The following is a 24,252-nucleotide window of genomic DNA, read 5'->3' as shown; positions in this document are numbered from 1 at the left end:
AGTGGCTAGTGGTTAGTGATGCGTCAGGACAGGCTACGGCTTGAGTTTGAGAGTTTAAGTTTTGAGTGGAGGGTTATGAGTTTAAGATGACGGCTCGTGGCTTTGTGAGGTCACCAGGTGAGGATCATGCGGATGGAGGCGTAGAGGAGGATGCCGAGAAGAACTACGCAGTCCAGCCACGGTGATGCTTCCAGCTCGGTTTTGGTCCAGGCAGTTTTGAGTGCCCAAACTGCCAAGGCAACTGCTGCGCTGAGGCTTGTGATGCGCACGCTGTGGGATTCGTGTGCGGATGTGGCGAGCGAGATGAAGAAGACGAACGCGCCAACGGTGAGAGTGTTTTGCCAGTTGCGCTTCCGTTTTGTACGAAGGCTGCTGGACGGAATTGCCTGGAGACCGTGGTCCTTGAGCTCTGCGATGCAAGCGCGATAGTCATCGAGAAAGCGGGGTATGGTGATGTTGCTTTTGCCGGTGGTGGCGACGAGCGTGACGCCTCCATAGGGCATGGGCACGAGGCCCTGGATTTCGGTCCAGGGGAGAGATGAGCTGCGGGTACCTACTGTCCGCAGGACTCCCTGGTCTGTGATGGTGACGGTTCCGCGTGATTTCAAGGACAGCAGGATCGATCCCATGGCTGCGACGGCCATGAGGCCGAAGCCTCCGGCGCCCAGCCAGACAAGGCCGGAGAGGAAGAGGCGGTCGGATGTAGCGGCGGGCGTGAAGGTGCCGAGGTGGCGGTGCAGGGACATCCATGAGAGCAGGCCGATCGCTCCGATGGCTGCACCGATCGATGCGAAGTTACGGCCTGTCGGGTTCCAGCCGGCGTAATCGTCTGGGACTACGAGGTAGGTGGCCATGACGGAATTGTAGCAAGGGGGGTGGGTGGGGTTGATCGGGGCTTTGGGGGCGGTTTGCCGGTGACTTCGTTAGGGAGATTGCCGAAAACACCGACTTTCGAGGATTTACGGCACGGTAGACGCACCTTATGTCGCGACCTGCGGCTCAAAGGCTTTGAGTTCCATGCAGAGGCGTTTGACAGTAGCCTCCTTCTCGCAATAGAAGAAAAGGCGGTGGCTTGACCGAAACTCTACTATAAAGTCCCCGATGGCAGGTACGAAGCAGCCGGGCCACCCATTCCCGAAAGCCGTCATGAGGAAGAGTTGGACGTCGAGCGTTTCGTCTTCTCTAAAGATCTGTGCTGGTGCAACGTCGAGGGGGCGCTGGTCACCGTTCGCGCGCCGCATATCTTCAACGATCCGCCAACCGAGCGGCATCAGGTAGTCAGCCCCAACGTTCCACATGTGCAGCCAAACCAGCCCTCCGGGAAAGTTTCCGCCATAGACTCCATTCACTAGCCGCTGGCAGAGAAACGCGAGCGTCCGATAGTCCGTGGGTGACTTCAAGAAGAAAGAATGCTCTTCGGGCACATCGAAGAAAACGCTGCAACCGTCAGAGGCCACCTTTCGGGGGCCCCCGTCCTGATTGCAGTAGCGTCTAGCTTCATCACTGGTTGCCGATCGCATGGTGTTCCCACCCTAACATCAGGGTTTGTCCCTGAAATGTATGGTCCGCCGCACGACTGCAAGGGAAAAGCGAAGGGCGACATCGACAGGTCTGCGCAAATGTATTCGGCCTTTGGGTGGAGGGTCTAGTCTCCTGGCCATGATGAGTTGCGCTGCGTGCTCTACCTGATAAACGGCACGGTCATGGAAGACCATTTTCGGGAGCAGGTTTTGAGCACGCCGTTGGGAACTGTTCGGTCGTCTTAGCTGTCCAGTGCAGACCTTGGTGGGAACTCTAAATCGTCGTCGTGGTGCGGTAAAGTGGGAGCGCGATTCTGCGCTTCCAAGCCGAAGGCGTCTTTTCCGCGCCTGCTCAGGCCGGCATCGGAGCCGTTGCTGGGCGGTAGTCATTGCCGCTTGAGAGCACCGCCCAGGCCATACGAGCAAGCTTGTTGGCTGCGGCTGTAATGACGACCTTCACCGGTGCTCGTTGTTCCAGACCATCAAGCCAAGGCCCAAACGGGGAACGCTCTCGCTTGACGATGAGAACTGCTGATCGGGCGCCATGGACGAGCAGCTTTCTCAGGTAGCGGTTACCTCGCTTGCTGATGCCGAAGAGTCTCGCCTTGCCGCCGGTCGAGTGCTGTCGGGGTACAAGTCCAAGCCATGCGGAGAACTCTCGGCCCTTATGGAAGGCTGCTCCGTTGCCGATCGCAGCGACGATTGCGGTTGCGACCAAGGGGCCGATGCCGGGGATTTGTCTCAGCCGTTGGCATGCGGGGTCGGAAGAAGCGATCTGCTCGACCTCTTCGTTCATCGCAACGATCTGCTGCTGAAGATCCTTCCACTCGCTCCAGAGCAGGCTGACAAGGTTGCGCATGCGTGGCGTCAGGTTCGACTCCGCGTTCTCGAGTATCTCTGGCATCGCTTGTCTCAACTTGATGGGAGTCTTGGCGAAAACCATGCCGCGCTCCAGCAGAAAGGCTCGCAGCTGGTTGATCACGGACGTCCGGCGAGCGACAAGCCTGTCACGCACACGATGCATGGCTTGCAGGTCGAGCTGATCGTCGGTCTTGATCGGAACGAAGCGCATGTTCTGTCGGTCGACGGCTTCAGCGATCGCCTCAGCATCCAGGAAGTCGTTCTTATTCGACTTCACGAACGGCTTTACAAACTGCGCTGGAATCAGCTTCACGTCGTGGCCTTGCGCTCGCAAAGCCCGGCCCAGGAAGTGCGCTCCTGAACATGCCTCCATCCCGATCAAGGAGGTCTGCATGTTCGCGGTGAAGGTGATCAGTTGCTTCTGAGTGAACTTCTTGCGCAACAGCACCTTGCCAGCTGCGCTCAGGGCTACGAGGTGAAAGGTCGTCTTACCCAGATCTATGCCAACCGAATGAATCTGCATGTCGATGATCCTCCTTGTACCTGCCAACACAATCGCCTACCTTCCGGGTGGAGATCAAGCGGCGGACCATCTCATTAACGGCGTTTTGGGAAACGTGGAGGAGAACGGTCGTTTGCTACCGCAAACGATGCCCACCCTAACCGACGATAGAACCGTCGGTGAGGATGGGGCACACGGAGGTTGTGGTTTGTTCCTATAAACGGTGTTTTGGGAACATGTTGAGGAAAGGGCATGTGTCGGGCTTTCAGCCCTTGGGTTGATGTTTGCTGGTGACCCAGGGCTTTCGCCCTGGGCTGGTATAGGCCGCGCCTTCAGCGCTGTCAGGTGGTGTGGGTGAGGCTGGTGGCGCGCGGTTTGGTGTGGGACGGAAGGCGGTCGTTTGCTTTCGCAAACGATGCCCACCCTAATCGACGATGAAGCTGTCGGTGAGGATGGGGCACACGACCATTACTTTTTCTTCGTATCACTCCGGCCTGGTCGATGCGAAGGGAGATCTGGTTCCGGCCGCTGAGGTGTTGGCTGGGCGGGGTGCGGTTGATGAGGGTTCTCTGTACAGGGGCGGGGATTTGCACTAGTCTCGACCACGAATGACTACTCATGGGGTTGTGTTCGATCTTGCTGCTGCTGCTCGTGCCGAGATGGTGCGGGAGGGGTTTAACCTTTTGCCGTTGGATGGGGAGGAGGTTGAGGCGGGAGAGAGGGAGGTTGAGGAGATACGGGGTTCTTTTGAACCCATGTCTCAGAAGCGAGACATGGGGCACCCAGAGGCTAGGGACTTGAGGGGGTTGAGTTGGTCTTCGATCGATAACGATACTTCGCGGGATCTGGATCAGGTGGAGTGGGCGGAGAGGACGCAGGCGGGGATTCGGGTGCTGGTGGGGATTGCGGATGTGGCGGCGGCGGTGGGGAAGGATACGGTGCTGGATCGGGCTGCGGCTTTGCAGACGCAGACGGTTTATACGGCGGTGCATAACTTTCCTATGCTGCCGAATGAGCTTTCGACTGATCTGACGAGCTTGAATGAAGGGCAGGATCGGCGGGCGATCGTGTGTGAGTTTACGGTGACGGGGGATGGTGGGCTGGTGGGGACGGCGTTGTATGAGGCGTGGGTGAGGAATGGGGCGCAACTGGCTTACTCGACTGTGGGGCCGTGGCTGGAGGGGAAGGCGCGGGGGGATGGGCGGACGGACCCCAAGATTTTGAACGATGCGGCGATTCAGGCGCAGTTGAGGCTGCAGGATGAGGCGGCGCAGTTGCTGCACAGGCAGAGGGTGGCGCAGGGGGCGCTGGAGTTCAATCGGGTGGAGGCCGATCCGGTGGTGATCGACGGGAAGGTGCAGTCGATCAAGGCGGTGATGCGGAACCGGGCTTCGGATCTCATTGCGGACCTGATGATCGCTTCGAATGAGACGATGGCTCGGATGCTGCGGGAGTCGGGGCGGTCGAGTATACGGCGGGTGGTAAGGTCGCCGGAGCGGTGGTCAAGAATTGTGGCGCTGGTGGCGGCTAAGGGGACTGCGCTGCCTGAGAGTCCGGATGCGCGGGCTTTGAATAAATTTCTGGTGGCTCAACAGGCCAGTGACCCGGTGCATTATCCGGATCTGTCGCTGGCGATTATCAAGCTGATGGGGCCGGGGGAGTATGTGCTCGCTGCGGGTGGGTCTGAGGAGCAGCCGGGGCACTTTGGGCTGGCGGCGCTGGACTATACGCATTCGACTGCGCCGAATCGGCGGTTTGCGGATCTGGTGACGCAGAGGATTGTGAAGGCTTTGCTGCGGGGTGAGGGTGCTCCGTATAGCGATGAGGAGTTGGCGGGGATTGCGGCGCATTGCAATGAGCGGGATGCGGCGGCTCGGAAGGTGGAGCGGGCGATGCAGAAGAGGGTGGCGGCGGTGGCTTTAGGACACTTGATTGGGCATCAGTTTACGGGGGTGATCACGGGGGCCAAGGACAAGGGGACTTATATACGGATCTTCGATCCTCCGGTGGAGGGGAAGATCGTGCGAGGGTTTGAAGGGTTGGATGTGGGGGATACGGCTACCGTAACGTTGAGTGAGGCGGACCCGGTGCATGCTTTTATTGACTTTACTCGGCCGTAAAGGGGATCGGGGAGGACACGGAGGAATAGCAACGGCCCGGGGCTAAAGCCCATTTTTTTTGCCCTTTGACGGGGGGCTGAAGTCCCCCTCTAATCCGAACGGCAACGGCAACGGCAACGGCAACGGCAAGAGCAACGGCAACCGCAACGGCAACGGCAAGAGCAAGAGCAACGGCAACCGCAACGGCAAATACGGAGGTTCTGAGCTTCGCTCAGAATGACGGTTTGGGTTGGGCGGGTTTAGGGGGTGGTGGGGAGGGACTCGTAGAGTTGGTGGACTTCGGGTTGGCCGTATTTGCGTTCGAGGTGGCGGATGGCGAAGTGGCCTTCTGCGAGGCGCTGGAAGTGGTTGGTGAACATGATGTTCAAGGCGAGGCCTCCGGCGGCTCCGGCTACCGGGATGAGCTGGGCGGCAGCTTTCTCGCTGACTTCGAGGCCGAAGCGGGCGGCTACTCGGGCGATGAAGGAGACCAGGGCGGGTGCGCCCTCCTTGGCTAGACCCTTTTCGGCGACGTAGGAGGCGGCTTCACGGGTGACTTGGGTGAGGGCTGCCCGGGTGGCGTAGTAGGCGCTCTCCGAGGCCTCCGCGCCGCTGTTGAGACGGGTGTGATTGGGGCCCAGGGCGAAGACCTGGAGGCAGGCGAGAGCGGGTTCGGGCTGGGTGAGGTCTTCGCCGTGGGAACGGGCGATTTCGGCGATGGAGTGGAGCATGACGGTGGTGGTGACGGGGAGCTCGATGGCGAGGCCGGGGAGGCCGAAGAAGCCTCCGATGGCTCCGGTGACCGCGGTGGCGGCGGTGTGGAGGCGCTTGCTGCGGGGGGCGATCGTTGTGCGAGTGTCGAGAAGGGCTACCTGGAGACACTGCTCGAGTGCGCGGTTGACGGCTTCGCCGATGCTTGCCTGGGCTCCTGCGGGGAGCATGCGCATGAGGGTTTCAAAGGGGACGCCTACCTTGGCGGCTACCTTCATGGCGAAGGATTCGGCTTCGAGGTTTTGCTTGGCGGTGGCGAGGAGGGCGGTGTCTTGGGGGGTCATGGGGGTTCCTTAAGGGCAGGGCCTAGGGCCTAGAGCCTAGAGCCTAGGGACTAGCGGACAACGGCAGGGATCAGGGATCAAGGGACCCGGCTTGAGGAGCGGTGGTTGCGTCTGCTTGCCAGGCTCTGGTCCCTAGGCTCCAGGCCCTGCTTTATGGGTAGAGGCGTTGTTTGGTCCAGGAGTTGTTTGGGGTGGGGGTGAAGACGATGCGGTCGTGGAGGCGGTAGTCGCCTTCCTGCCAGAACTCGATGGAGGTGGGTTTGACGACGAAGCCGGTCCAGTAAGGGGGGCGGGGGACCTCGCCGGGGAAGCGCTTTTCAATCTCTTCGGTGCTTTGGAGGAGGGCGGCGCGGGAGTCGAGAGGGCGGGATTGCTGGGAGGCCCAGGCGCCGATCTGGCTCATGCGATGACGGCGTTTGAAGTAGGCGTCGACGTCTTCCGGGGGGAGCTCGGTGATGGTTCCTTCGACGCGGACCTGGCGCTGGCGGGACTTCCAATGGAGGGCGAGGGCGGCGTGGGTGTTGGCGCGGAGCTCGCGGCCTTTGCGGGATTCGCCGTTGGTGTAGAAGCTAAAGCCTTTGGCGTCAACGGTTTTGAGGAGGACGATGCGGACCGAGGGAAGGCCATCCGGGGTGGCGGTGGCGAGGCTCATGGCGTTGGGATCGTTGAGCTCTGAGTGTTTGGCGTCTTCCATCCAGCAGTTGAAGAAGTCGATGGGGTCTACGGCTTGTTCCATGGTCATGCCGCAGCGAGTGTTGGGTTCCGGCATCAAGGTTTGCTCCAGTGACCTCAGTGTAGCGCGTGGTGCGTCGCTGGGTTGGATGGTGAAAGGTGGGTCTGGGACTGCATGGCTCCTGTGCTGGTTTCTGGCAAAAAGATTACGGGGATAAGAGGGGATAAAAGCGATCAAGGCGGATACGGCCAAGGCGGATGGACTTGCGTGGGGTCGCCTATCGATGGCTCAGAGGTGGTAGTGAGGGTTGTTGGTGACTTTGTAACCTCTGGGGCGTCGGGGAGCGTCTCTTTTTGTGTCACCACTTCAATGTTCTGGATGCTGCCTATGTTTGCGAAAGCTTCTTTGATGTCCGACTCGTCTATTCTCAGCAGTGGGATCTGCGTGGGTGAGCGGGGGAGCGTTATTTCAGAGCTGGACGATATCGACGGGCTGGTGCGGGTGTATCGGCCGCGGCTGCTGCGGTATGTCGCGTTTTCGATCAACGATCAGGATCTGGCGGAGAGCATTACGCAGGACTGCCTGTTGAAGGCGTTCAATGCGCGCGGGAGCTTCCGGGGCGACTGCTCGGTGAGTACGTGGCTGTTTGGGATTGCGAATAACCTGATCCGGGATAATCTGCGGACGAAGAAGTTTCAGTTCTGGCGGAAGGCCAGGGCGACGGCGCTGGATGTGACGGAGATGGCTTCGTTTCTGCCGAGCCATGCGAGTTCGGCTGAGGCGAGGGTGCTGGCGGAGGAGCGTCTGCGGCAGGTGAGGGATGTAGTGGAAGAGCTGAGCGTGAATCAGCGGCGGGTGTTCATGCTGCGGTTTACGGAGGAGCTGGACCTGGATGAGATCTCGGAGATTACGGGGATGCCGATCAACACGGTGAAGACGCATCTGCATCGCGCGATCAGTGCGATCCGGACGAAGCTGGGAGGGACGAAGTGAGCTCGATTGGGCATGGGTTTGGGCGAGAGCCGGGCCGGCATTTGGATGAGGATGAGTTCGGCCTGGCGATGATGGGTGAATCGCTGGGGGCTGATGCGCAGGCGCATGTGGATGGGTGTGCCGAGTGCCGGGCGGAGATGGAACTGTTTACGGGATCGGTGGGGAATTTTGGTTTGGCTGCGCTGCGTTGGAGCGAGGCGCAGAGGCCGGCGGCTATGCCGCAAAAGGCTGCGGCGGGATGGAGGATGTATCCGGCGGCAGGGTGGGCGCTGGCTGCTGCGGTTTTGCTTGGGGTGATGGTGCCGGTGACGGTACACTTCCAGCACGGACATAGTGCTGTTGAAACGGCTGCGGATACTGGCTCGGAGATTGAGGCTGGGGATTCAGCGGAACAGATTGCGAAGGACAATGCTTTGCTGGCGGCTGTGGACGATGAGTTGAGCCAGAGCGAGGCGCAGATGCTGGCGGCGCATGGCTGGCAGGCAGGGTCTGCTTCAGGAGCGAAGACCGGTTTGCGGGAGAGGAGACGGTGATGCAGTCGGGATGGAAGAAGAAGATGCTGATGCTGTCCGGCTGCTCGCTGCTGGTGATGCTGCTTGCGGGCGGGGTTGCGCTGGCGCAGGGGCATGGGGGCGGTGGCGGCGGGCAGGGCGGTGGCGGCGGACAAGGTGGTCCGGGCGGCGGCGGCCAGGGCGGTGGACAGCAGGGAGCGGGCGGACGGATGCAGGGCGGCTTTGGCGGCGACGCGATGGGCGGTCGCGGGGGCGTGCCTGTGGGTGCTGGTGGGATGGGCGGGGTTCGGGGTGGGATGCGTGGGGGAAGTCTGCAGACAGGGGCTGTGGGGCGGTGGTGGGACGACAAGGGGTACTCGAATGCGCTGGGGTTGAGGCCGGAGCAGAGGAAGCGGATGGACGCGATCTTCAATGACTCGCGCGGGGAGTTGGCGGAGAGGTATCAGGCGCTGCGGACGGAGGAGACTCGTCTGGAGGCTGCGACGCGGGATTCGAAGGTGAACCAGGGGAGCGTGTTCGGGCAGATCGACCGGGTGGCGCAGGCTCGGGATGCGCTGGAGAAGACGAATACGAGGCTGATGGGTGCGATTCGGAAGGAACTGGATGCGGACCAGATTGCTCGGATGCAGACGCTGAAGTAGGTTGGCGGTGTGTGCAATGTTGCTCTGTTTTACAGGCGACAGAATCTTTCCTCCTGGCATCCTAATGTTTGATAGACGACATTAGTGTTTTTGCTGATTTTGTCGAAGTGAACAGGCTGGCCAGCGGGGGAGCTTCCCTCCGGGCAACAGACGCCATGATGGCGTTCTTCCCAGTGTTTCGGGTGTGACTGGGAGTGGATACTTGGAAGAATCGATCACAGAGCGTAACGACAGGTGGGCCGAGCTTGAAGAGGCTTTGCGGCAGAGCAGGACGCTTGCGGCGGCGGGGCAGTTTGCGGCCGCGGTGATGCATGAGATCAACAACCCGCTGGAGGCAATTACGAACCTTGCCTACCTGGCTCGGGAGGAGGCTGACGACCCCGAGAAGGTTCGGGAGTATGTGAGTCTGCTGCAGGAGCAACTGGCGAGCGTGGTGCAGATTGCGCATCAGACGCTGAGCTTTCACAGGGGCGCGGCTGCGCTGGCGGCGGTGGATATGGGAGAGATTACAGACGCGGCGGTGCGGGTGTACCAGTGGAAGCTGGCGGCGAAGCAGATACGGCTGCTGAAGGAAATTGTGCCGGATGCGAAGGTGCGTGCGCATGCGGGGGAGCTGCTGCAGGTGATGTCGAACCTGGTGGTGAATGCGATCGATGCGCTGCCGGAGAAGGGGACGCTGCGGCTGCGGGTTCGGCGGTGTGAGGCCCAGGTTCACCTGACGATTGCGGATGATGGGCATGGGATCCCGGAACCGATGCTGGCTAAGGTGTTCGATCCATTTTTTACGACGAAGGCGGATCGCGGGACGGGGTTGGGGTTGGCGATCTCGAAGGCGATTGTGGAACGGCATCAGGGGACGATCCGATCGCGGAGCAGCACGCGCAAGGGGCGGAGCGGAACTGCATTTCGGATCTCGCTGCCGCGTGAGATAGAGGCTGCGGAGCGTGAGAGTGCTGGAAGCAGGGTGACGGGATGAGAATGAATGTGCGCCGTGATCTTCGGGGTGCGTTGCCGATGTCGCTGATTGCGGGCGCGGCCTATCCGGTGGTGAGGCCGGAAGAGATCGCGTTTGCGATGACGCTGTTTCTGCAGGCGGCGAGCCTTCAGCTTGCATCCCGGCGATGCGGGGACGGACGAGACTCCGACGATTGTGAGTGTGTGCGGGTTCTGCGTGAGCTTGCGGGGGGGATTCCATTGGCTGCGCCGAAGGTTCTGATCGCCGCGCAGGAGAGCTCGCTGGAAGGTGCGTTTGCGGCTTTGTGGCATCACTACGAGGGAGAGCCGGTACAACTCTCCTTGAGCGCGCGGGTGCTGGGCTTTCACCTGCTGGCGCTGAACAACGGCGGAAGGATTCTGGAACGGTGGGTGCGAGAGAACGTTGCGGGAACGGAGACGGTGACGCTCGACCCGGCGCTGGTGGAGGCGCTTGCGGTGGTGCCGCTGGGCGACACGGGACGGCTGGATGCAGAGCTGTTCTTTGCGACGGCGGAGTTACTTGCAGGGCTTTAGGAAGGGCAGGATCGATCGCGGTATGTCAATGGGCTTCAGCCAGGGATTTTGATTTCTTGTGGCTATGGTAGCTGGGACACATAGCTGGACGGGGTCGGCGTGTATGGTCTGACATGTGGACGCACGCTGTTCCACTCTGTTCAGAGACGCACTCTCTCGGTCGCCATGGTGGCGCCTGTTCTTTTGCGAACTGATGCAAAGGATCTGGTGTTATGGCTGCTGGAACGAATCGTTTGCTGGAAAAACTTCCGGCTGAGTACAGGACTACCTTGCTGGCACGGATGGAGGCGATTACGCTGCCGGTTCCGGTGAATCTCTATGAACCAGGTGTGGTTCCGAAGTATGCGCACTTCATGACGAGCGGAGTGACCTCCGTGGTGACGTTCATGGAGGATGGGAATGGCGTCGAGGTGGGGCTGATTGGGCGCGAGGGTCTGGTGGAGGGGATGCACCTGCTGGGGGCAGGGCTGCTGCCGACGACGGGATTTATCCAGGTGGACGGTACGGCGCTCAGGATGTCGTTTGCGGAGTTGAGGCGTGAGTTTCAAAGCTCTGAGATGTTGCGGACGCTGATCCTGGCGGAGGTGCAGGCGCAGAACCTGGTGCTGGGGCAGATTGCGGCCTGCAATCGGCTGCATGAGCTCGAAGAGCGGCTGGCGCGGTGGCTGCTGATGGTGAGCGACCGGCTGGAGAGCGATCACTTTACGTTGACGCAGGAGTTTCTGGCGGAGATGATCGGGGCTCGGCGGACGACTGTGACGCTGGCTGCGGGGAGTTTGCAGCGGAGTGGGTTGATCGAGTACAAGCGAGGGCATATCAAAATTCTGGATCGTGAAGGGTTGGAGAGCGCGGCTTGTGAGTGCTATCCGATCGTGCGGGATTTGATTGAGACGCTTTACTTGTTAGGCTAGAAACAGACAACTGCAACTGATTACCACGGATAAGACGGTCAAAGACGGATCAAGGCAGGATGCTCTGTCTTGATCCGTTTTTTTTGGGCCTGATGGTGGAGGGCGAGTTTTGAGTTTTGAGTTTGAGAACGGGCAACGGCGAGGGCTTAGAACAGGCAACGGCAATGGCTAATACGGCTAATACGGAGGTTCTGAGCTTCGCTCAGAATGACGACCGTTTGGGGGAGGGCTAGTGGGGGAGGGATTAGTGGGTGAGGGCTTAGTGGTGGGTGGGGTTAGTGGTGAGGAGGGTGGCTTGGGTGGTGGTGGGCTGGGCTTTGAGTTGGTCTTTCAACTGACGATCAAGGATGGCGGTGTAGAAGGCTTCGCGTTGGAGGCCGTCTACTCGCTCTGTGTTGAGGAAGAGGACGGGAGCGCCGGAGATGCCGCGGCGGGTGGCTTCCTGCTGGTCTGCTGTGACGTCATTTTCGGATTGGTCGAGGGACTTCTCAAAGGCTGAGGCGTTCAGGTGCATGGCGGCGGCTATGGTGAGGAGCTTGGGGCGGTCGAGGAGGTCGCGGCGGTCGGCGAGGGCGTCGAACATGGGCCAGAATTTGTCTGATCCTCCTAACGCCAGGGCGGCGAAGAGGGCTGCGCTGGCGAGGCGGCTGTCGGGGTGGGTGACGAGGGGGTCGGCTTTGAAGAGGACCCGGATGCGGCCTTCGTAGTGGGCGGTGAGGGTGCGGAGGAGCTCTGCCTGATGGGCGGCGAGGGGGCTGCGGACGTCGGTGAACCAGGTGAGGGTGATTGGGGTGTCGGGCTGGCCAGAGGAAGGTTCAGGGCCGAGGACCTGGTGTGTGGCTGCTGGGGCTGTGGGGACTCGCGCTGATGCGTTCTGGATGCCGGCGAAGTTGCGGTGGGCGTCTGCGAGGGCGGCGAGCTCTGTGAGAGAGCGTGCGCCGACCATGAGATGGCCGTCGACCATGAAGGTGGGGGTGCCGGAGACGCCGGCGCGGAGGCCGAGGGCTCGGTCTGCGGCGACCTGGCCGGCGAGGCGATGGGTGGACATGGCTTCGTCGAAGGCGGGGAGGTTGAGGTTGAGCTGCTGGGCGTAGGTGTGGAGGTCGGCGAGGGTGAGGGCGGACTGGTGGGCGAAGAGGAGGTCATGCATGGGCCAGAACTTGCCCTGCTCGCCGGCGGCGAGGGCGGCTTCGGCGGACTGCTCGGCGAACTGGTGGAAGTCGAGGGGGAAGGCGCGGAAGATCCAGCGGACCTCCTGGCCTCGTGCGGCCATGAGCTGCTCCATGGGGGCGACGGCGGCGCGGCAGAAGGGGCACTGGAAGTCGGTGAACTCGACGATGGTGAGGGGGGCTGTGGCGGGGCCCTGGGTGGGGGAGGTGGGTGCGAGGATCTGAGCGAGGAGGGTGGGGTCGGTGATGGTGCCGTCGTTACCTGAGGCAAGGGTGGGGGCGATGGAAGGGGTGGTGCTGGCTTTGTCGATGAGGGCGGTGAGGGTTGGCTCGTCCTGGAGGCCGGAGAGGAGCTTGCCGTTGAGGAAGGAGGTGGGGGTTTCGATGACGCCGAAGGCGTGGCTTTCTTCGAGGTCGGTGGCGAGCTGTGCGGCGACGGCGGGGGAGTCGTAGTCGCGGCGGAAGCGGGGGATGTCCAGGTGAAGCTGGCGGGCGAAGCTGAGGAAGGTGGGGAGATCCTGGTGGGTCTGGTTGGCGAAGAGGAGCTCGGCCATGGCGTTGTAACGGTTCTGGCGGGCGGCGGCGAGGGCTGCGCGGGCGGCGAGGGGTGCGTCGGGATGGATGGGGAGCGGGGTTTGCTTGTAGAGGATGTGGAGGCTGTTGGGGTAGCGGGTGGAGAGCTTCTGGAGGGTGAAGAAGGTCCTGGCGGAGAAGGGGCAGGCGAAGTCCGAGAAGACGATGAGGGTGGCGGGGGCGGCGGGGTTGGGGAGGGGGGCGAAGGTGCCGGATTGGTTGAAGGTGGAGGTGGCGGCTATGGGGGTTGATTGGGCATTGGTGGTGGTCGTGGTGAGGGGGAAGAGAACGAGCAACAGCAACAGCAAAGACAAATACGGAGGTTCTGGCTTCGCCAGAATGACGGAAAATTTAGATAGCATATTGGGACCTATGGGGTGGTGAGGGGCTTGGCGGTGTTTTTGATCCAGGAGTCGGCGATGGTGGTGACGAGGGTGGGGTTGTCTAGGTTGCCGGGGATGCTGAAGGCGATGCGGTTGCCGTCCATGGCGTAGAGCATGGGGGTGCCGCGAGGCTTGAGGGTGGTGAGGGCCTGGTGGGTGGTGTCGGCTAACCAGGTGGCGGAGTTGAAGGTGGGGTTGGCGGCGCGGACGGTTTCAAGGCCGGTCCGGGTGTGGGTTGCGACGAGGACGATGTAGGGGGTGCCGCGCTGGAAGTCGGAACTGGTGCTGGCGGCGAGGGTGTTCATGAGGCGGTCGCAGGGGAGGCAGGTCTGGGTGCGGTAGAGGAGGAGCCAGTGGGTGGGTGGTGCGGGTGCAGTTGGCTGGAGGGCGAGGGTGGTGGCCTGGGCTGCGATGGGAGTGGCTGGGGTGCGGGCGGCTATGAGATGGGTCCCTACGGTTTGGGCGGAGGTGGTGTGGCCGTCACGGTCTGTGACGGGGAAGTCTGGGAGGGTTTGGAGGGGCGGTTTGATGCCGCGGGTGGCGGCGGATTCGGCCGTGCTGAGGAGGGCTGCCCTGGGTGGGAGGGTGGTGGCGGGTGGGCGCATGACGGCGCGGAGGTGGGCGGGGTGCGGGGCGTCGGGAGTTGTGGTCTGGGCTGCGAGGGGGACGGCGGCGCAGGCGAGGGTGAGGATGAGACGGGGGATCGGGTTCACTGGAGACCTCCTGCGAGGGGCAGGGTTGCGGGGAGTTTCAAGGATGCCATGATGTGGGGTGCGACGGGAGCTGTAAGTTGAGTTTTAGTGACGGAGGCTTTGCCGGGCGCGGGTTTGGCCGAGGGCGTGGGGTAGGTGACGTTGATGACGACGTTGCCTCCGTAGGGCAGGATGCCGGATGCGGTGCCGAGGACGGTGTTGTTGGGGCCGGTGACGGTGATGGTGATCTGGCCGGGGTCTACCTGGAAGACGAAGCTGCCGTCGTTGGCGGTGTCTTCGAGATATCCGGTGTTGGGATCGCCGGTGCTGTCGACTTCGATCTCAACTCCGGGGACTGGATTTCCGTGGGCGTCGTAGACGATGCCGGTGACCAGGCCGCTCTGGGGGAGGCCGATATCGACTTCAATGGGGGTGGTGGGGTCTGTGATGATGGCGTTGGTGGAGCCGTCGCTACTGCCGTCCGCGAAGGTGGCGGCGGCGACGAAGTTGCCGACGGGCAGGCCGGTGGCGGTGTACATGCCGTTGGCGTCCGTGGTGGCGGTGACGACGACGGTGGAGGGAGAGGCGGCGGTGAGGGTGACGGTTGCGCCGGGGACGGGGTTGCTGTTTCCGTCGTAGACGGTGCCGAAGACCTCCGTTACGGCGGCGGGTGGGGTGCCGAGGTTGATGGTAACGGTCTGGCCGTTGGTCTGGAGGGAGCCGGTGGCCATGATGGTGTTGTCCGAGTTGTCCTGGACGGTGAGGGTGAGGGAGCCGACGGGGATATCGGTGAAGGTGAAGTTGCCGTTCTGGTCTGTCTCGGTCTCCGTGGAGAAGCCGTTGCCGTTGCCGCTGGACTGGATCTGGACGTAGGCGTTGGTGAGGAGATGGCCGGAGTTGTCGTAGGCGATGCCGATGACGGTGCCGACGGGGCCGAGGGAGACGTTGGCGGCGGTGACGATCTGGGTGTCTGAGGTGAGGACTACGGTGGAGGTGCCGACGATGTCGTTGGAGTCGTAGGCATGGAGGGTGACGGTGCCGGTGGTGGGGCCGCTGAGTTGATAGGTTCCGTTGGCGTCAGCCTGGGCGCTGAAGCCTGAGGTGTCGCCGTAGGCGTCGATGGGCTGGCTGGAGTAAAGCTGGGCGAAGGGGACGGGGGTGACGCCGTCGTTGAGGAAGACGGTGCCGCTGATGGAGGAGACGGGGAGTGTGATGTTTTTGGTGTCGGTCTGGCCCTGGGTGGTGATGCTGCCGGTGACGGAGGCGGTGGTGGTGGCACCGTAGAGCTGGGCGGTGAGTTTGTAACCGCTGGCTCCGTTGCGGACGCCGGTGAAGGTGTAGCCGGCACCGTCGCTGGGGGGATAGACGGTGGTGCCGGTATTGGTGTCGATGTCCGTGAACTTGACGGTGTAGCTGTTGCGGATGAGGGTGGTGCCGTCTGAGGCGTAGACCTGGCCCTTGATGGAGCCGGTGGGGCTGGTGGTGATGGTGACGTTGACGGTGTTGCCGTCGTCGGTGGGGGCTACGGTGAAGGCCTTGGAGCCGGCGTTGAAGGCGGTGTAGTCGGTGTTGGCGTAGGCGATGAACGCGCCTTCTACGACCTGGGTGAAGGTGTAGGTGCCATCGGCCCCGATGGCTCCGGAGTAGTTCTGGGTGCCGGCGTCTGTGCTCTTGATGTAGACGGAGCCAGAGGTGGCGTGGGTTCCGTCGGTGTTGAGGAGGGTGACCTTGACGCTGGAGAGGCCGGGGTAACGGAGGTCTACGATGAGGGTTTGTCCGTCGCCGGGGACCTGCTGGTTGAACTTCTGGGCGATGATGGTGCGGTTGGTGGTGTTGGTGGCCTGGTAGCTCTGAACGGTGACGGTGCGGTCCGCGGGTGCGGGGGTGACGGCGTAGGCTCCGGCGGAGTCGGTGGCGGCGTATGCGGTGAAGTTGTTGGTGGCGTCGAAGATGTTGACGTACTCGCCGCTGCCGGGTGTGCCGTCCTGGTTGGTGACGTGGCCGCTGATGGTGCCGACGGGGGTGAGGGTGACGGCGGGAGTTAGGGTGTTGCCGTTGCCTGTGAGGGTGCCGGGGGTGGTGGAGTAGAAGTTCTGGCCGGGGTAGTAGGCGCGGATGTTGAAGGCACCGGTGGGGACGTTCGGGAAGGTGTACTGGCCGTTGACGTCGGTGTAGCCGCCGTAGGTGTAGTTGGGGGTGGTTGAGGTGCTGATGTAGAGGAGCGAGTTCTGGGCGATGTTGCCGTTGGCGAAGCGGACGGTGGGGGTGACGGAGCCTTTGCCGATGAACTGGAGGTTGACGACGGTGGTGGTGTCCTGGGTGGTGCTGACGACCTTGGAGACGGTGTTGTTGGTGATGGGGTCGGTGGCCTGGATGGTGTAGGAGATGAGGGGCAGGCTGGAGAAGATGAAGGAGCCATCGGCTGCGGTGGTGGTGGTGGCTCCGGAGGACTGGTTGTAGTCGGATGGGACGGCGTAGACGGTGATGTTGGCGGCTGCCGTGCCGTCGGCGTTGCTGACCTTGCCGGCGATGGTTCCGCTGGCGGGGATGGTGATGGTGAACTGGTTGGTCTGGCCTGCGGGGATGTCGGTGGTGAAGTAACCGCCGCCTGCGGGGAGCGGGATGGACTCGTTCTGGGGGAGGGTGACGTTGAGGTTGAGGTTGGTCTGGCCGGTGGGCAGGGTGTAGTAGGTGAACTTGCCGTCCGGGCCGAAGCTTCCGTTGAGAGAGCCGCAGTAGGAGGAGGCGTTCGGTTGAGCGGCCGAGCGTGCGGCTGCGGCTTTGGCGGCGGGTTGGGCTGCTGCGGTGGTGCGGGCTAGAGCCTCAAAGGCGGGAAGCTCCTGCGGCTGGGTGTAGTTGGTGCAGGAGAAGTTGAGGTAGAGGGTGCCTTTGAGGAAGGTGCCGTTGCCGGTCTCCTTGACGAGGCCCTGGAGGATGCCGGTGTTGGTGAACACGATGTCTTTGGTCTGAGGCGCGGGTGGGGTTACGGGCGCGGCGAAGGTGCCGGTGACGGTGGCGGAGAGGATGCCGTCGCTGGGGTCCATGGACTCCAGGGCGAAGCCGTTGGCGAGGAGGGATGGGATGTTGTAGAGGCCGGTGGCGTCTGCGGTGGCGGTGGCTCCTGCGCCGAAGAGAACGTCGGTGGACTGGGCGTAGACGATGGCGTTGGGGATGGCGGTGGTGCCATCGCCTGCGTAGACGTGGCCGGAGAGAGCCTGGGCGGGTGAGGGGGGATGAACGGTTGAGAGAGGCGTGGTGGGGATGATGAAGTTGACGACTGAGGCGAGGTCCGAGGTGGAGAGGCCGGCGAGGGCTTCGGCGGGGAGTTGGACGAGTCGCTGGGCGGCGGAGGTTGCGGTTGAGCCGTTGGACTCCTGCGCGGTGAAGAAGAGGATGCTGGCGGTGGATTTGGCGGGGATGGTGATGGGGGTCCAGGCGTAGTTCCAGTTGAGGTAGCTGAAGTAGACGCCGTTGGAGGGGTAGCTATTGGAGGCGACGTTGTCCGAGACGCCGGAGAGGGTGGTGGGCGCGCCGGTGCCGGCGAAGATGTTGGCGAGGGCGGGCTGGGTGCGTGGGTAGGGGAGTCCGCCTGCGTCGTCGTCATCGACGGCCCAGAGGATGGTGTTGTCTACGGTGGTGTTGTTGTTGGAGGTGTTGACGATGCGGATGGCGTTGGGGGTGTAGCGGTCGTAGCCGTTTTCCTGAACGGTGACGGTGATGGGGGAAGAGGTGGGGTTCTGGAAGACTTCAAGGCGGCGCGCGAAGTAGCCGTCGGTGGGGACGTAGATCTTGCGGGTGACGTTGAGGCCGAGGAGGGAGGGCTGGTTGATTTCGATCTGCTGGCCGCTGAGGGACTGGATGGCTGTGGTGGGAGAGCCGCCGTTGCCGAAGGCTGCTCCGGCACCGGCTACGGTGAGGGTGAGGTTGTTCGCGTTGTAGAAGGGCGAGAGGTTTGTGCCTATGTTGCCGGTGGGGCCGTAGGTTCCGGCGGTGCCGACGGTGTAGGTGAAGCTGTCTGCGTCGGTGAGGGTGGCGGGGAGGGTGACGGTGCTGGAGATGATCTGGATGTCGACCTGTTCGGAGTCGCCGTCCTTGGTGATGGCGCTGGTGGCGAAGCCGGCGAGGGAGGTGGACAGGTTGTTGACGGTGACGGTGAAGTTGCCGATGGGGACGGCGGGGACGGTGTAGGTTCCGTCGCCACCGGTGACGACGGATTGCTGGCCGCCGATGTTGGCGTTGGAGCTGTTGATGGTGAGGGTGAGGTTTTCACCGCGGGTTCCGTCTGCGTTGAGGACGGTGCCGTGGACGGAGCCGATGGCGACGAAGGTGAGGTTCTGGGTGATGACCTGACCGGCGGTCTGGAGGGTCTGGTATGGAGCGTTGGCGCGGATGACGCCGTTGGCATCGTGGACCTGGAAGTTGTACGAGGCGAGCTGGGCGCTGGCGAACTTGTAGCTGCCGTCGGCGGCGGTGAGCTGGGTGGGGCCGTATGGGACGCCGACCTGGATGGTGGCTCCGGCGACGGGGGTGACGCCATCGACGTTATAGACGATGCCCTGGATGACGCCGGTGGCCTGGACGGTGAGGGTGACGGTCTGGCTGGCGTTGTACGCGAGGGTGGTGCTGGTGCTGGCGTTGAGTCCGGAGACGGGGTCTTTGGCGGTGATGGTGAGCGAGCCGGCGAAGATGTTGGTGAAGACGGCTGTGCCGGTGGCGTCGGCGGTGGCGGTGTATTGCTTGCCGATGGTGTTGTTGTAGACGGTGAGGGCGGCTTTGGCGATCTTGTTGTTGCCGGAGTCTACGACCTTGACGGTGAGGTTGCCGAAGCCGTTGAGGGTGATGTTGACGGTGCGGAGTTGGCCGTTGGCCTGGATCTGGGAGTTGGTCTGGCCCTGATCGCCGGTGGAGGCGAGGGTGGCGTAGACGGTGAAGTTGCCGAAGGGCTGGTTGGGGAAGTTGTAGACGCCGTTGGAGTCGGTGGTGGTGGTGGCGGTGCCGGTGAAGGGTGCGGGGGAGATGGTGACGGTGACGTTGGGGGCGGGGGTCTTGCCGTCGCCCTGGAAGACGGTGCCGGTGACGGAGCCGGTGGCAGTGAGCGAGACGTTGATGGTGACGGTCTGGCCGGCGAGCGGGAGGTTGCCGTTGCCGGTGCCCTGGAGGCCGGAGGAGGTGACGGCGTGAACGGAGATTGCGCCGGGTTTGACGCCGTTGATGGTGAAGACGCCGGTGGCGTTGGTGGAGCCGGTGAGGGTCTGGATGCCGGAGGTGGTGGTGCTGGTGAGGGTGATGGCCAGGTTGGCGACGGAGCTTCCGTCGTTGACGTTGACGGTGCCGGTGACGCTGCCTTTGCTGGAGAGGACGAGGTTCTGGGTGGTGGTGGCGTTGCTGCTGACGGCGGCGGTGGCGGTGACGGCGGAGTTGGATTGCGAGTCGTAGACGTCCAGGGTGTAGGTGCCGATGGGGATGTCGGTGAAGGCATACTGGCCGGCTGTGTTGACGGACGTGGAGAGGACTCCGGTGGAGGAACGGAGGTTAACGACGTCCTGGATGGCGAGGGAGCCATCGTCACGGGTGACGGTGCCGGTGATGTTGCCGGACTCACCGATGGTGATGTTGGTGGTGGTGGCCGTGCCGGCGGTAACGGTGACGGAGGAGATGCCGGTGAGGAGGGTGTTGGTGACGTAGGCGGTGATGATGTACGTGCCGGGGACGACGCCGTAGATCTTGTAGGTGCCGTCAGCGGCTATGGGGATGTTGGTGAGCGGGAGCATGGGGCCGGCGGTGAGGGAGACGGTTCCGGCTACGTTGAGGACGACGGGTCCTCGGGAGATGGTGCCGGTGATGATGCCGGTGTTGGAGAAGACGATGTTCTGGGTGGCGGTTCCTGCGCCGGGCGTCTGGCCGGTGCCGAAGGTGCCTGCGGTGACGGGGGAGGGGATGCCGCAGCCGTTGCCGATGGCGACGCCGATCTGGGCGCAGGTCTGGTCAAGGAAGGTGCCGTTGCTGGGTTCGTATGCGGTGACGGTGAAGTCATCCTGGGGGATGGCGAGGGACTGGAAGGCACCCTGGAAGGAGTAGTTGCCTGCGCCGTCCGCAGTGGTGATGTAGGTGCGGGCGAAGATGGGGTTGTTGCTGTGGAAGCGGACCTGACTGGAGGCGAAGGGGGTGGTGCTGTCCGAGGTGTAGACGACTCCGCCGGCCTGGTTGGTGACGGGCGGGAGCGAGGCGATGGTGGAGGTGCCGCCTGCGGGGATGACGAAGTTCTGGATGGCTGCGAGGTCCGAGGTGGCGAGGCCGTAGAGGGACTCGGGCGGGAGCTGGACGAGGCGCGCGGCGCTGGCGGCTGCGGCGGCGAAGGCGTTCTCCTGCGAGATGAAGTGCATGACGCCTACGGTGCCGCCTGCGGGGATCTTGAGGGCGCTATAGGTTTGGGTGAGGGTGGAGTAGTTGCCTGCGGAGCCCTGCGCGTAGAGCACGGAGGTGGGCTTGAGGGGCGCCTTGGGGCCGTCGAAGACGTCGGCGATGGGCGGGATGGGGTTATCGGCGAAGAGGGAGGGGACGAAGGGATCCTGATCGACGGGGCCGCCGAAGGTGACCCAGGAGTCGGGGTTGGTGGGGTCGGAGATGTTGAGGATGTTGTCGCCGGAGGAGGTCTGGAGGATGACGGGAACGGAGAAGTTGGCGGTCTCCGTGGTGCCGAGGTTGATGGTGCGGAGCTGACGGTAGTTGGAGAGGAGTTTGAGGTCTACGGTGATGTCGGCGGCGGAGGGGTTGGTGAGGAGCTCGACGTAGCGTGCGAAGTATCCGTCGCCGGGAACGAAGACGCGGCGGGTGATGTTGAGGCCGGCGAGGTTGTCCTGCTCGATGGAGATCTGGCGGCCGGCGAGGCTGGAGGGTGAGAGGGCTGCGCCGGTGAATTTGGTCTCGGTTCCGTTGAGGACGACGGAGAGGAGGGAGCCGCCTTCGTTGGCGGCGGCGTCGCCCTGGAAGACGGAGTAGGAGCCGTCAAAGATGCCGCCGTTCTCGCGGATGGGGTAGCTGGCTCCGTTGGCGTCGGTGAGGCTGACGGTGGAGGGGACGAGCGAGGTGGAGAGCTGGATGTTGGTGGTTGTGGTGGAGGCGTCCGTGGTGACGGAGCCGGTGGCCTGGCCGTAGGTGTTGGTGGTGGCGGTGTGCTGCTGGGCGATGACGCGGTAGGTGCCGATGGGGATGTTGAGGAGGGTGTAGGTGCCGGTGACGTCTGTCTGGGTGCCGTAGGGGTTGCTGTCGCCGGGGGCGTTGCTGGTGAGCTGGACGGGTATGCCGGCGGCGATGGAGCCATCCTGATTGGTGACGAGGCCGGTGACGGTGCCTCGGCCGGTGATGACGAAGTTGGAGGTGACGACCTGGCCCTGGGTGGTGATGACGACGCCGTTGTTGATGGCGAGGGTGTTGTTGATGGAGTCGGCGACGTAGACCTGGTGGGTGCCGGAGGGGACGACGGTGAGGGTGTAGAAACCGTTGACGTCGGCGGTGACGGAGCGTTGGCCGTCCAGGACGACGGTGGCTCCGGGGAGTGGGGTGACGGCGTCATGCTTGTAGACAGTGCCCTGGACGGTGCCGGAGGCCTGAAGCTTGACGACGACGGCTACGGTGCCTGCGGCGGCAAGGGTGGCGTTGGCAGTGCCGGCGAGGCCCGTGGTGGGGTCTGAGGCGGTGACGGTCTGGCTGCCGGCGAGTTGCTGCGTGAAGGCGACGGTGCCGTCCGAGGCGCTGACGCCGTTCTGCGTGGCGGGGAACTGCGCGCTGACGTTCTGGACCTGGACGAGTGCGCCTGCCTTTGCAGTTCCGCCTGCATCCTGAACCGTGACGTTGACCGTGCCGAGGCCGATGAGGGTGATGTTGAGGGTGGAGGTCTGGCCGCTGGTGACGGAGCCGGTGGCGTGGCCACGATCGCTGGTGGAGGCGTCCGAGGCCTGGGCGGTGATGCCGCCGAGGGGGATGTTGCCGAGGGTGTAGACGCCTGCGGCGTTGGTGAGGGCGGTGGCGGCTGAGCCGGTTACGGAGACGAGGGCGCCGGGGACGACGGTCTTGCCGTCTGCACGAAAGACGGTGCCGGTGAGGGTGCCGGTGGCTCCGAGTGCGATGTTGACGGTGACGGTCTGTGCGTCGGTGGAGAGGATGGATGAGGCCGAACCGCCGGTGGAGGAGGAGGTGGATGAGGCGGAGAGGGTGAGCGGGCCGATGAAGACGTTGGCGAAGGTGTATTGGCCGAGGGAGTTGGTGGTGGTGTTGGCGTAGCTGTTAAAGATGCCGCTGTCGTAAAGCTGGACTGCGGCTCCTGCGATGGCGGTTCCGCTGGCGTCCGCGACGGTGCCGGTGACGGTGCCTCGGCCGAGGTATTGGACGTCTGCGTTGATGGTCTGGGAGGTGGCGGTGATGGTGCCTGTGGCGCGGCCGTGATTGCCTGCGGTGTCGGTTGCGTCTACGGTGTAGCCGCCGAGGGGGACGAAGGTGAAGGCGTAGTGGCCGAGGAGATCGGTGGTGGTGGTGGCGTTGAGCGCGCCGGTGATGATGACGGTTGCGCCTGCTCCTACGGGTGTGCCGGAGGGCGTGCGGACGGTTCCGGAGACGGTTCCGAAGGCTGAGAGCTTGACGTTGAGGGTGAGGGGTGTGGCTGCGTTGAGGGCGGATACGGCCTGGCCGCGGAGGGAGGTGTTGGGGTCAAAGGCGGAGGCCATGACGGTGCCGGACTGGAGGCCGGTGACGAGGTAGAGGCCGGTGCCGTCGGTGACGGTGGTGCGGACGTCCATGCCGTCGGTGAGGGTGACCTGGGCGGCGCGGACGATAGTGCCGTCGGGGTTGGTGATGGTTCCGCTGACCTGACCGGAGCTCTGGCCGAGCTGGATGGTGCCGATGTCCGTGGTGCCGCTGCCGACGGGCGGCGTGGCCTTGGAGGCTCCGTTGTAAACGGTGGTGCCGACGATGGCGCGGGCGGAGACGACGAAGTTGCCGAGGGAGGTGGGGACGGAGGTGAGGGTGAAGGCTCCGGTGGTATCGGTGACGGCGGTGAAGTAGGTGAGGACGAGGATGGATGCGCCGACGGCGGGGGTGCCGTCGGGATTGCTGACGTGGCCGGTGAGGGTGGTGGTGACGTCAGGCACGAGGGGATTGAGGCCGAGGCGGACTTCGATTCCGTCTGGGATGCCGTCGCCGTCGGTGTCGTAGACGAGGGGATTGGTGCCGAGGCGGACTTCGTCCCCGTCGTTGAGGCCGTCCCCGTCGGTATCGGCTACGAGGGGATTGGTGCCGAGGCGGACTTCGTCTCCGTCGTTGAGGCCGTCGCCGTCTGTGTCGGCGATCCGGGGGTTGGTGCCGAGTTGATATTCCTGGAGGTTGGTGAGGCCGTCTCCGTCGGAGTCGAGATTTGCGTCGGTGGGGTCGAAGGGGTTGAGGCCGTTGGCGATCTCGTAGGAGTCGGGCAGACCGTCACCGTCTGAATCGAGGAGGCCGAAGGAGGTGAGGAGGATGGTGGAGGAGAGACCGTCGTTGCGTGCGGTGATGATGACTGCGCCGGGACCTTTGGCGGTGACGATTCCGTTGGCGTCTACGGTGGCGACGGCTGCGTTGCTGGAGGTGTAGGTGGTGCCCTTGGTGACCTTGGTGTAGTCGTAGGAGTACGTGGAGGGGTCGATGGCCTGGGTCTCAAGCTGGACGGTGGCTCCGACGGCTGAGAGCGCTCCGCTGAGGGCCTGGACCTTGAGTGCGCTGGGCTGGGCGCTGAGGGGACCGATGGGGAGCAGGGGCAGACTGGTGCTGCCGTTGGGGATGAGGGTGAGGTAGTCCGAGGTGCTGCCGAGGAGGCTGCCGTCGGTCTGAGGACAGATGACGCGGGCGCGATAGGTGCCGGGATTGACGGGGACGTTGGGGATGAGGAAGGTGCCATCGGCTGCGACGGGGACGGAACGGTTGAGGATGGAGGCGGTGCAGTTCTGGTCTGCGTACTGCTGGGCGTAGACCTCCGTGGCGGTGTGGTGGAAGAGCAGCGAGGCGGTGGTGACGACGGTGAGGAGACGCGTGAGATGGCGGCGGTATCGCGTGGAGCTGGTGGCGGTCGCGCCTGCTGGGTTGTGCGGAGTCCGGGTCACTGGGCGAATGTGCGTCATGGATGCCTCTACTT

The 24,252-nt window shown here is 63.4% G+C and carries 16 protein-coding genes; 8 read left to right on the top strand and 8 right to left on the bottom strand.

Going from position 1 to position 24,252, the window contains the following annotated elements; all coding sequences use genetic code 11:
• Positions 1-110: 110 nt before the first annotated feature.
• The 3 genes from ACIX9_RS12510 to ACIX9_RS12500 form a co-directional block, all read right to left on the bottom strand.
• Positions 111-854 carry a hypothetical protein gene (locus tag ACIX9_RS12510; protein WP_013580854.1) on the bottom strand — a complete coding sequence of 248 codons (744 nt, stop codon included), beginning with the start codon at positions 852-854 and terminating at the stop codon, positions 111-113.
• A 126-nt stretch (positions 855-980) separates the two neighbouring features.
• The gene (locus ACIX9_RS23845) at positions 981-1,400 is read right to left on the bottom strand and encodes a hypothetical protein (protein ID WP_157477528.1); all 420 of its coding nucleotides are present in this window, start codon (positions 1,398-1,400) and stop codon (positions 981-983) included.
• A 472-nt stretch (positions 1,401-1,872) separates the two neighbouring features.
• Positions 1,873-2,904: an IS110 family RNA-guided transposase gene (locus tag ACIX9_RS12500; RefSeq protein ID WP_013573305.1), complete on the bottom strand. Its 1,032-nt coding sequence runs from the start codon at positions 2,902-2,904 to the stop codon at positions 1,873-1,875.
• 587 nt (positions 2,905-3,491) lie between these two features.
• Here ACIX9_RS12500 and ACIX9_RS12490 point away from each other — a divergent pair.
• On the top strand, positions 3,492-5,003 hold the full coding sequence (locus tag ACIX9_RS12490) for an RNB domain-containing ribonuclease (RefSeq protein ID WP_041597084.1): 1,512 nt from the start codon (positions 3,492-3,494) through the stop codon (positions 5,001-5,003).
• A gap of 58 nt (positions 5,004-5,061) precedes the next feature.
• Positions 5,062-5,223: a hypothetical protein gene (locus tag ACIX9_RS24775; RefSeq protein WP_013580851.1), complete on the top strand. Its 162-nt coding sequence runs from the start codon at positions 5,062-5,064 to the stop codon at positions 5,221-5,223.
• 19 nt (positions 5,224-5,242) lie between these two features.
• Here ACIX9_RS24775 and ACIX9_RS12485 read toward each other — a convergent pair whose 3' ends face one another.
• Positions 5,243-6,037 carry an EcsC family protein gene (locus ACIX9_RS12485; protein ID WP_013580850.1) on the bottom strand — a complete coding sequence of 265 codons (795 nt, stop codon included), beginning with the start codon at positions 6,035-6,037 and terminating at the stop codon, positions 5,243-5,245.
• A 151-nt stretch (positions 6,038-6,188) separates the two neighbouring features.
• Positions 6,189-6,806 (bottom strand): pyridoxamine 5'-phosphate oxidase, encoded by a 618-nt coding sequence (pdxH, locus tag ACIX9_RS12480; protein ID WP_013580849.1) that lies wholly within the window; start codon positions 6,804-6,806, stop codon positions 6,189-6,191.
• 312 nt (positions 6,807-7,118) lie between these two features.
• Between pdxH and ACIX9_RS12475 the strand changes: the two genes are divergently transcribed.
• From ACIX9_RS12475 to ACIX9_RS12450, 6 genes are all read left to right on the top strand, one after another.
• On the top strand, positions 7,119-7,703 hold the full coding sequence (locus ACIX9_RS12475) for an RNA polymerase sigma factor (protein ID WP_041597748.1): 585 nt from the start codon (positions 7,119-7,121) through the stop codon (positions 7,701-7,703).
• A complete protein-coding gene (locus ACIX9_RS12470; protein ID WP_013580847.1) occupies positions 7,700-8,236 on the top strand; it encodes a hypothetical protein in 537 nt (178 codons plus the stop codon). The genes ACIX9_RS12475 and ACIX9_RS12470 overlap by 4 nt, the downstream gene beginning before the upstream one ends.
• A complete protein-coding gene (locus ACIX9_RS26465) occupies positions 8,236-8,856 on the top strand; it encodes a hypothetical protein (RefSeq protein WP_013580846.1) in 621 nt (206 codons plus the stop codon). The genes ACIX9_RS12470 and ACIX9_RS26465 overlap by 1 nt, the downstream gene beginning before the upstream one ends.
• A 202-nt stretch (positions 8,857-9,058) precedes the next feature.
• Complete coding sequence (locus ACIX9_RS12460) at positions 9,059-9,832, top strand: sensor histidine kinase (protein WP_013580845.1); 774 nt, start codon at positions 9,059-9,061, stop codon at positions 9,830-9,832.
• Positions 9,829-10,365, top strand: a complete 537-nt coding sequence (locus tag ACIX9_RS12455; protein WP_013580844.1) for a hypothetical protein — start codon at positions 9,829-9,831, stop codon at positions 10,363-10,365. Before ACIX9_RS12460 ends, ACIX9_RS12455 begins: the two co-directional genes overlap by 4 nt.
• A gap of 212 nt (positions 10,366-10,577) precedes the next feature.
• Complete coding sequence (locus tag ACIX9_RS12450) at positions 10,578-11,276, top strand: Crp/Fnr family transcriptional regulator (RefSeq protein ID WP_013580843.1); 699 nt, start codon at positions 10,578-10,580, stop codon at positions 11,274-11,276.
• 259 nt (positions 11,277-11,535) lie between these two features.
• On the opposite strand, the gene ACIX9_RS12445 is transcribed toward ACIX9_RS12450, so the two are convergent.
• Genes ACIX9_RS12445 through ACIX9_RS27405 form a run of 3 tightly spaced genes read right to left on the bottom strand, consistent with a single transcriptional unit; the run spans position 11,536 to position 24,238 of the window.
• Positions 11,536-13,332, bottom strand: a complete 1,797-nt coding sequence (locus ACIX9_RS12445; RefSeq protein WP_083808437.1) for a DsbA family protein — start codon at positions 13,330-13,332, stop codon at positions 11,536-11,538.
• 56 nt (positions 13,333-13,388) lie between these two features.
• Positions 13,389-14,114, bottom strand: a complete 726-nt coding sequence (locus tag ACIX9_RS12440) for a hypothetical protein (protein ID WP_013580841.1) — start codon at positions 14,112-14,114, stop codon at positions 13,389-13,391.
• Positions 14,111-24,238 (bottom strand): carboxypeptidase regulatory-like domain-containing protein, encoded by a 10,128-nt coding sequence (locus ACIX9_RS27405; protein WP_013580840.1) that lies wholly within the window; start codon positions 24,236-24,238, stop codon positions 14,111-14,113. Before ACIX9_RS27405 ends, ACIX9_RS12440 begins: the two co-directional genes overlap by 4 nt.
• Positions 24,239-24,252: the final 14 nt, after the last annotated feature.

Origin of the sequence: Granulicella tundricola MP5ACTX9 (assembly GCF_000178975.2) — a bacterium.
GTDB classification, from domain to species: Bacteria; Acidobacteriota; Terriglobia; order Terriglobales; family Acidobacteriaceae; genus Edaphobacter; species Edaphobacter tundricola.
The sequence above is the reverse complement of the archived record's forward strand: the minus strand, read 5'-3'. Positions and strand labels throughout refer to the sequence as shown.

Coding starts and splice junctions, on each gene's coding strand:
- ACIX9_RS12450 (WP_013580843.1), top strand. CDS start 10,578: ATGGCTGCTGGAACGAATCGTTTGCTGGAAAAACTTCCGGCTGAGTAC.
- ACIX9_RS12455 (WP_013580844.1), top strand. CDS start 9,829: ATGAGAATGAATGTGCGCCGTGATCTTCGGGGTGCGTTGCCGATGTCG.
- ACIX9_RS12475 (WP_041597748.1), top strand. CDS start 7,119: ATGTCCGACTCGTCTATTCTCAGCAGTGGGATCTGCGTGGGTGAGCGG.
- ACIX9_RS12500 (WP_013573305.1), bottom strand. CDS start 2,904: ATGCAGATTCATTCGGTTGGCATAGATCTGGGTAAGACGACCTTTCAC.
- ACIX9_RS12490 (WP_041597084.1), top strand. CDS start 3,492: ATGACTACTCATGGGGTTGTGTTCGATCTTGCTGCTGCTGCTCGTGCC.
- ACIX9_RS12485 (WP_013580850.1), bottom strand. CDS start 6,037: ATGACCCCCCAAGACACCGCCCTCCTCGCCACCGCCAAGCAAAACCTC.
- ACIX9_RS12510 (WP_013580854.1), bottom strand. CDS start 854: ATGGCCACCTACCTCGTAGTCCCAGACGATTACGCCGGCTGGAACCCG.
- pdxH (WP_013580849.1), bottom strand. CDS start 6,806: ATGCCGGAACCCAACACTCGCTGCGGCATGACCATGGAACAAGCCGTA.
- ACIX9_RS26465 (WP_013580846.1), top strand. CDS start 8,236: ATGCAGTCGGGATGGAAGAAGAAGATGCTGATGCTGTCCGGCTGCTCG.
- ACIX9_RS27405 (WP_013580840.1), bottom strand. CDS start 24,238: ATGACGCACATTCGCCCAGTGACCCGGACTCCGCACAACCCAGCAGGC.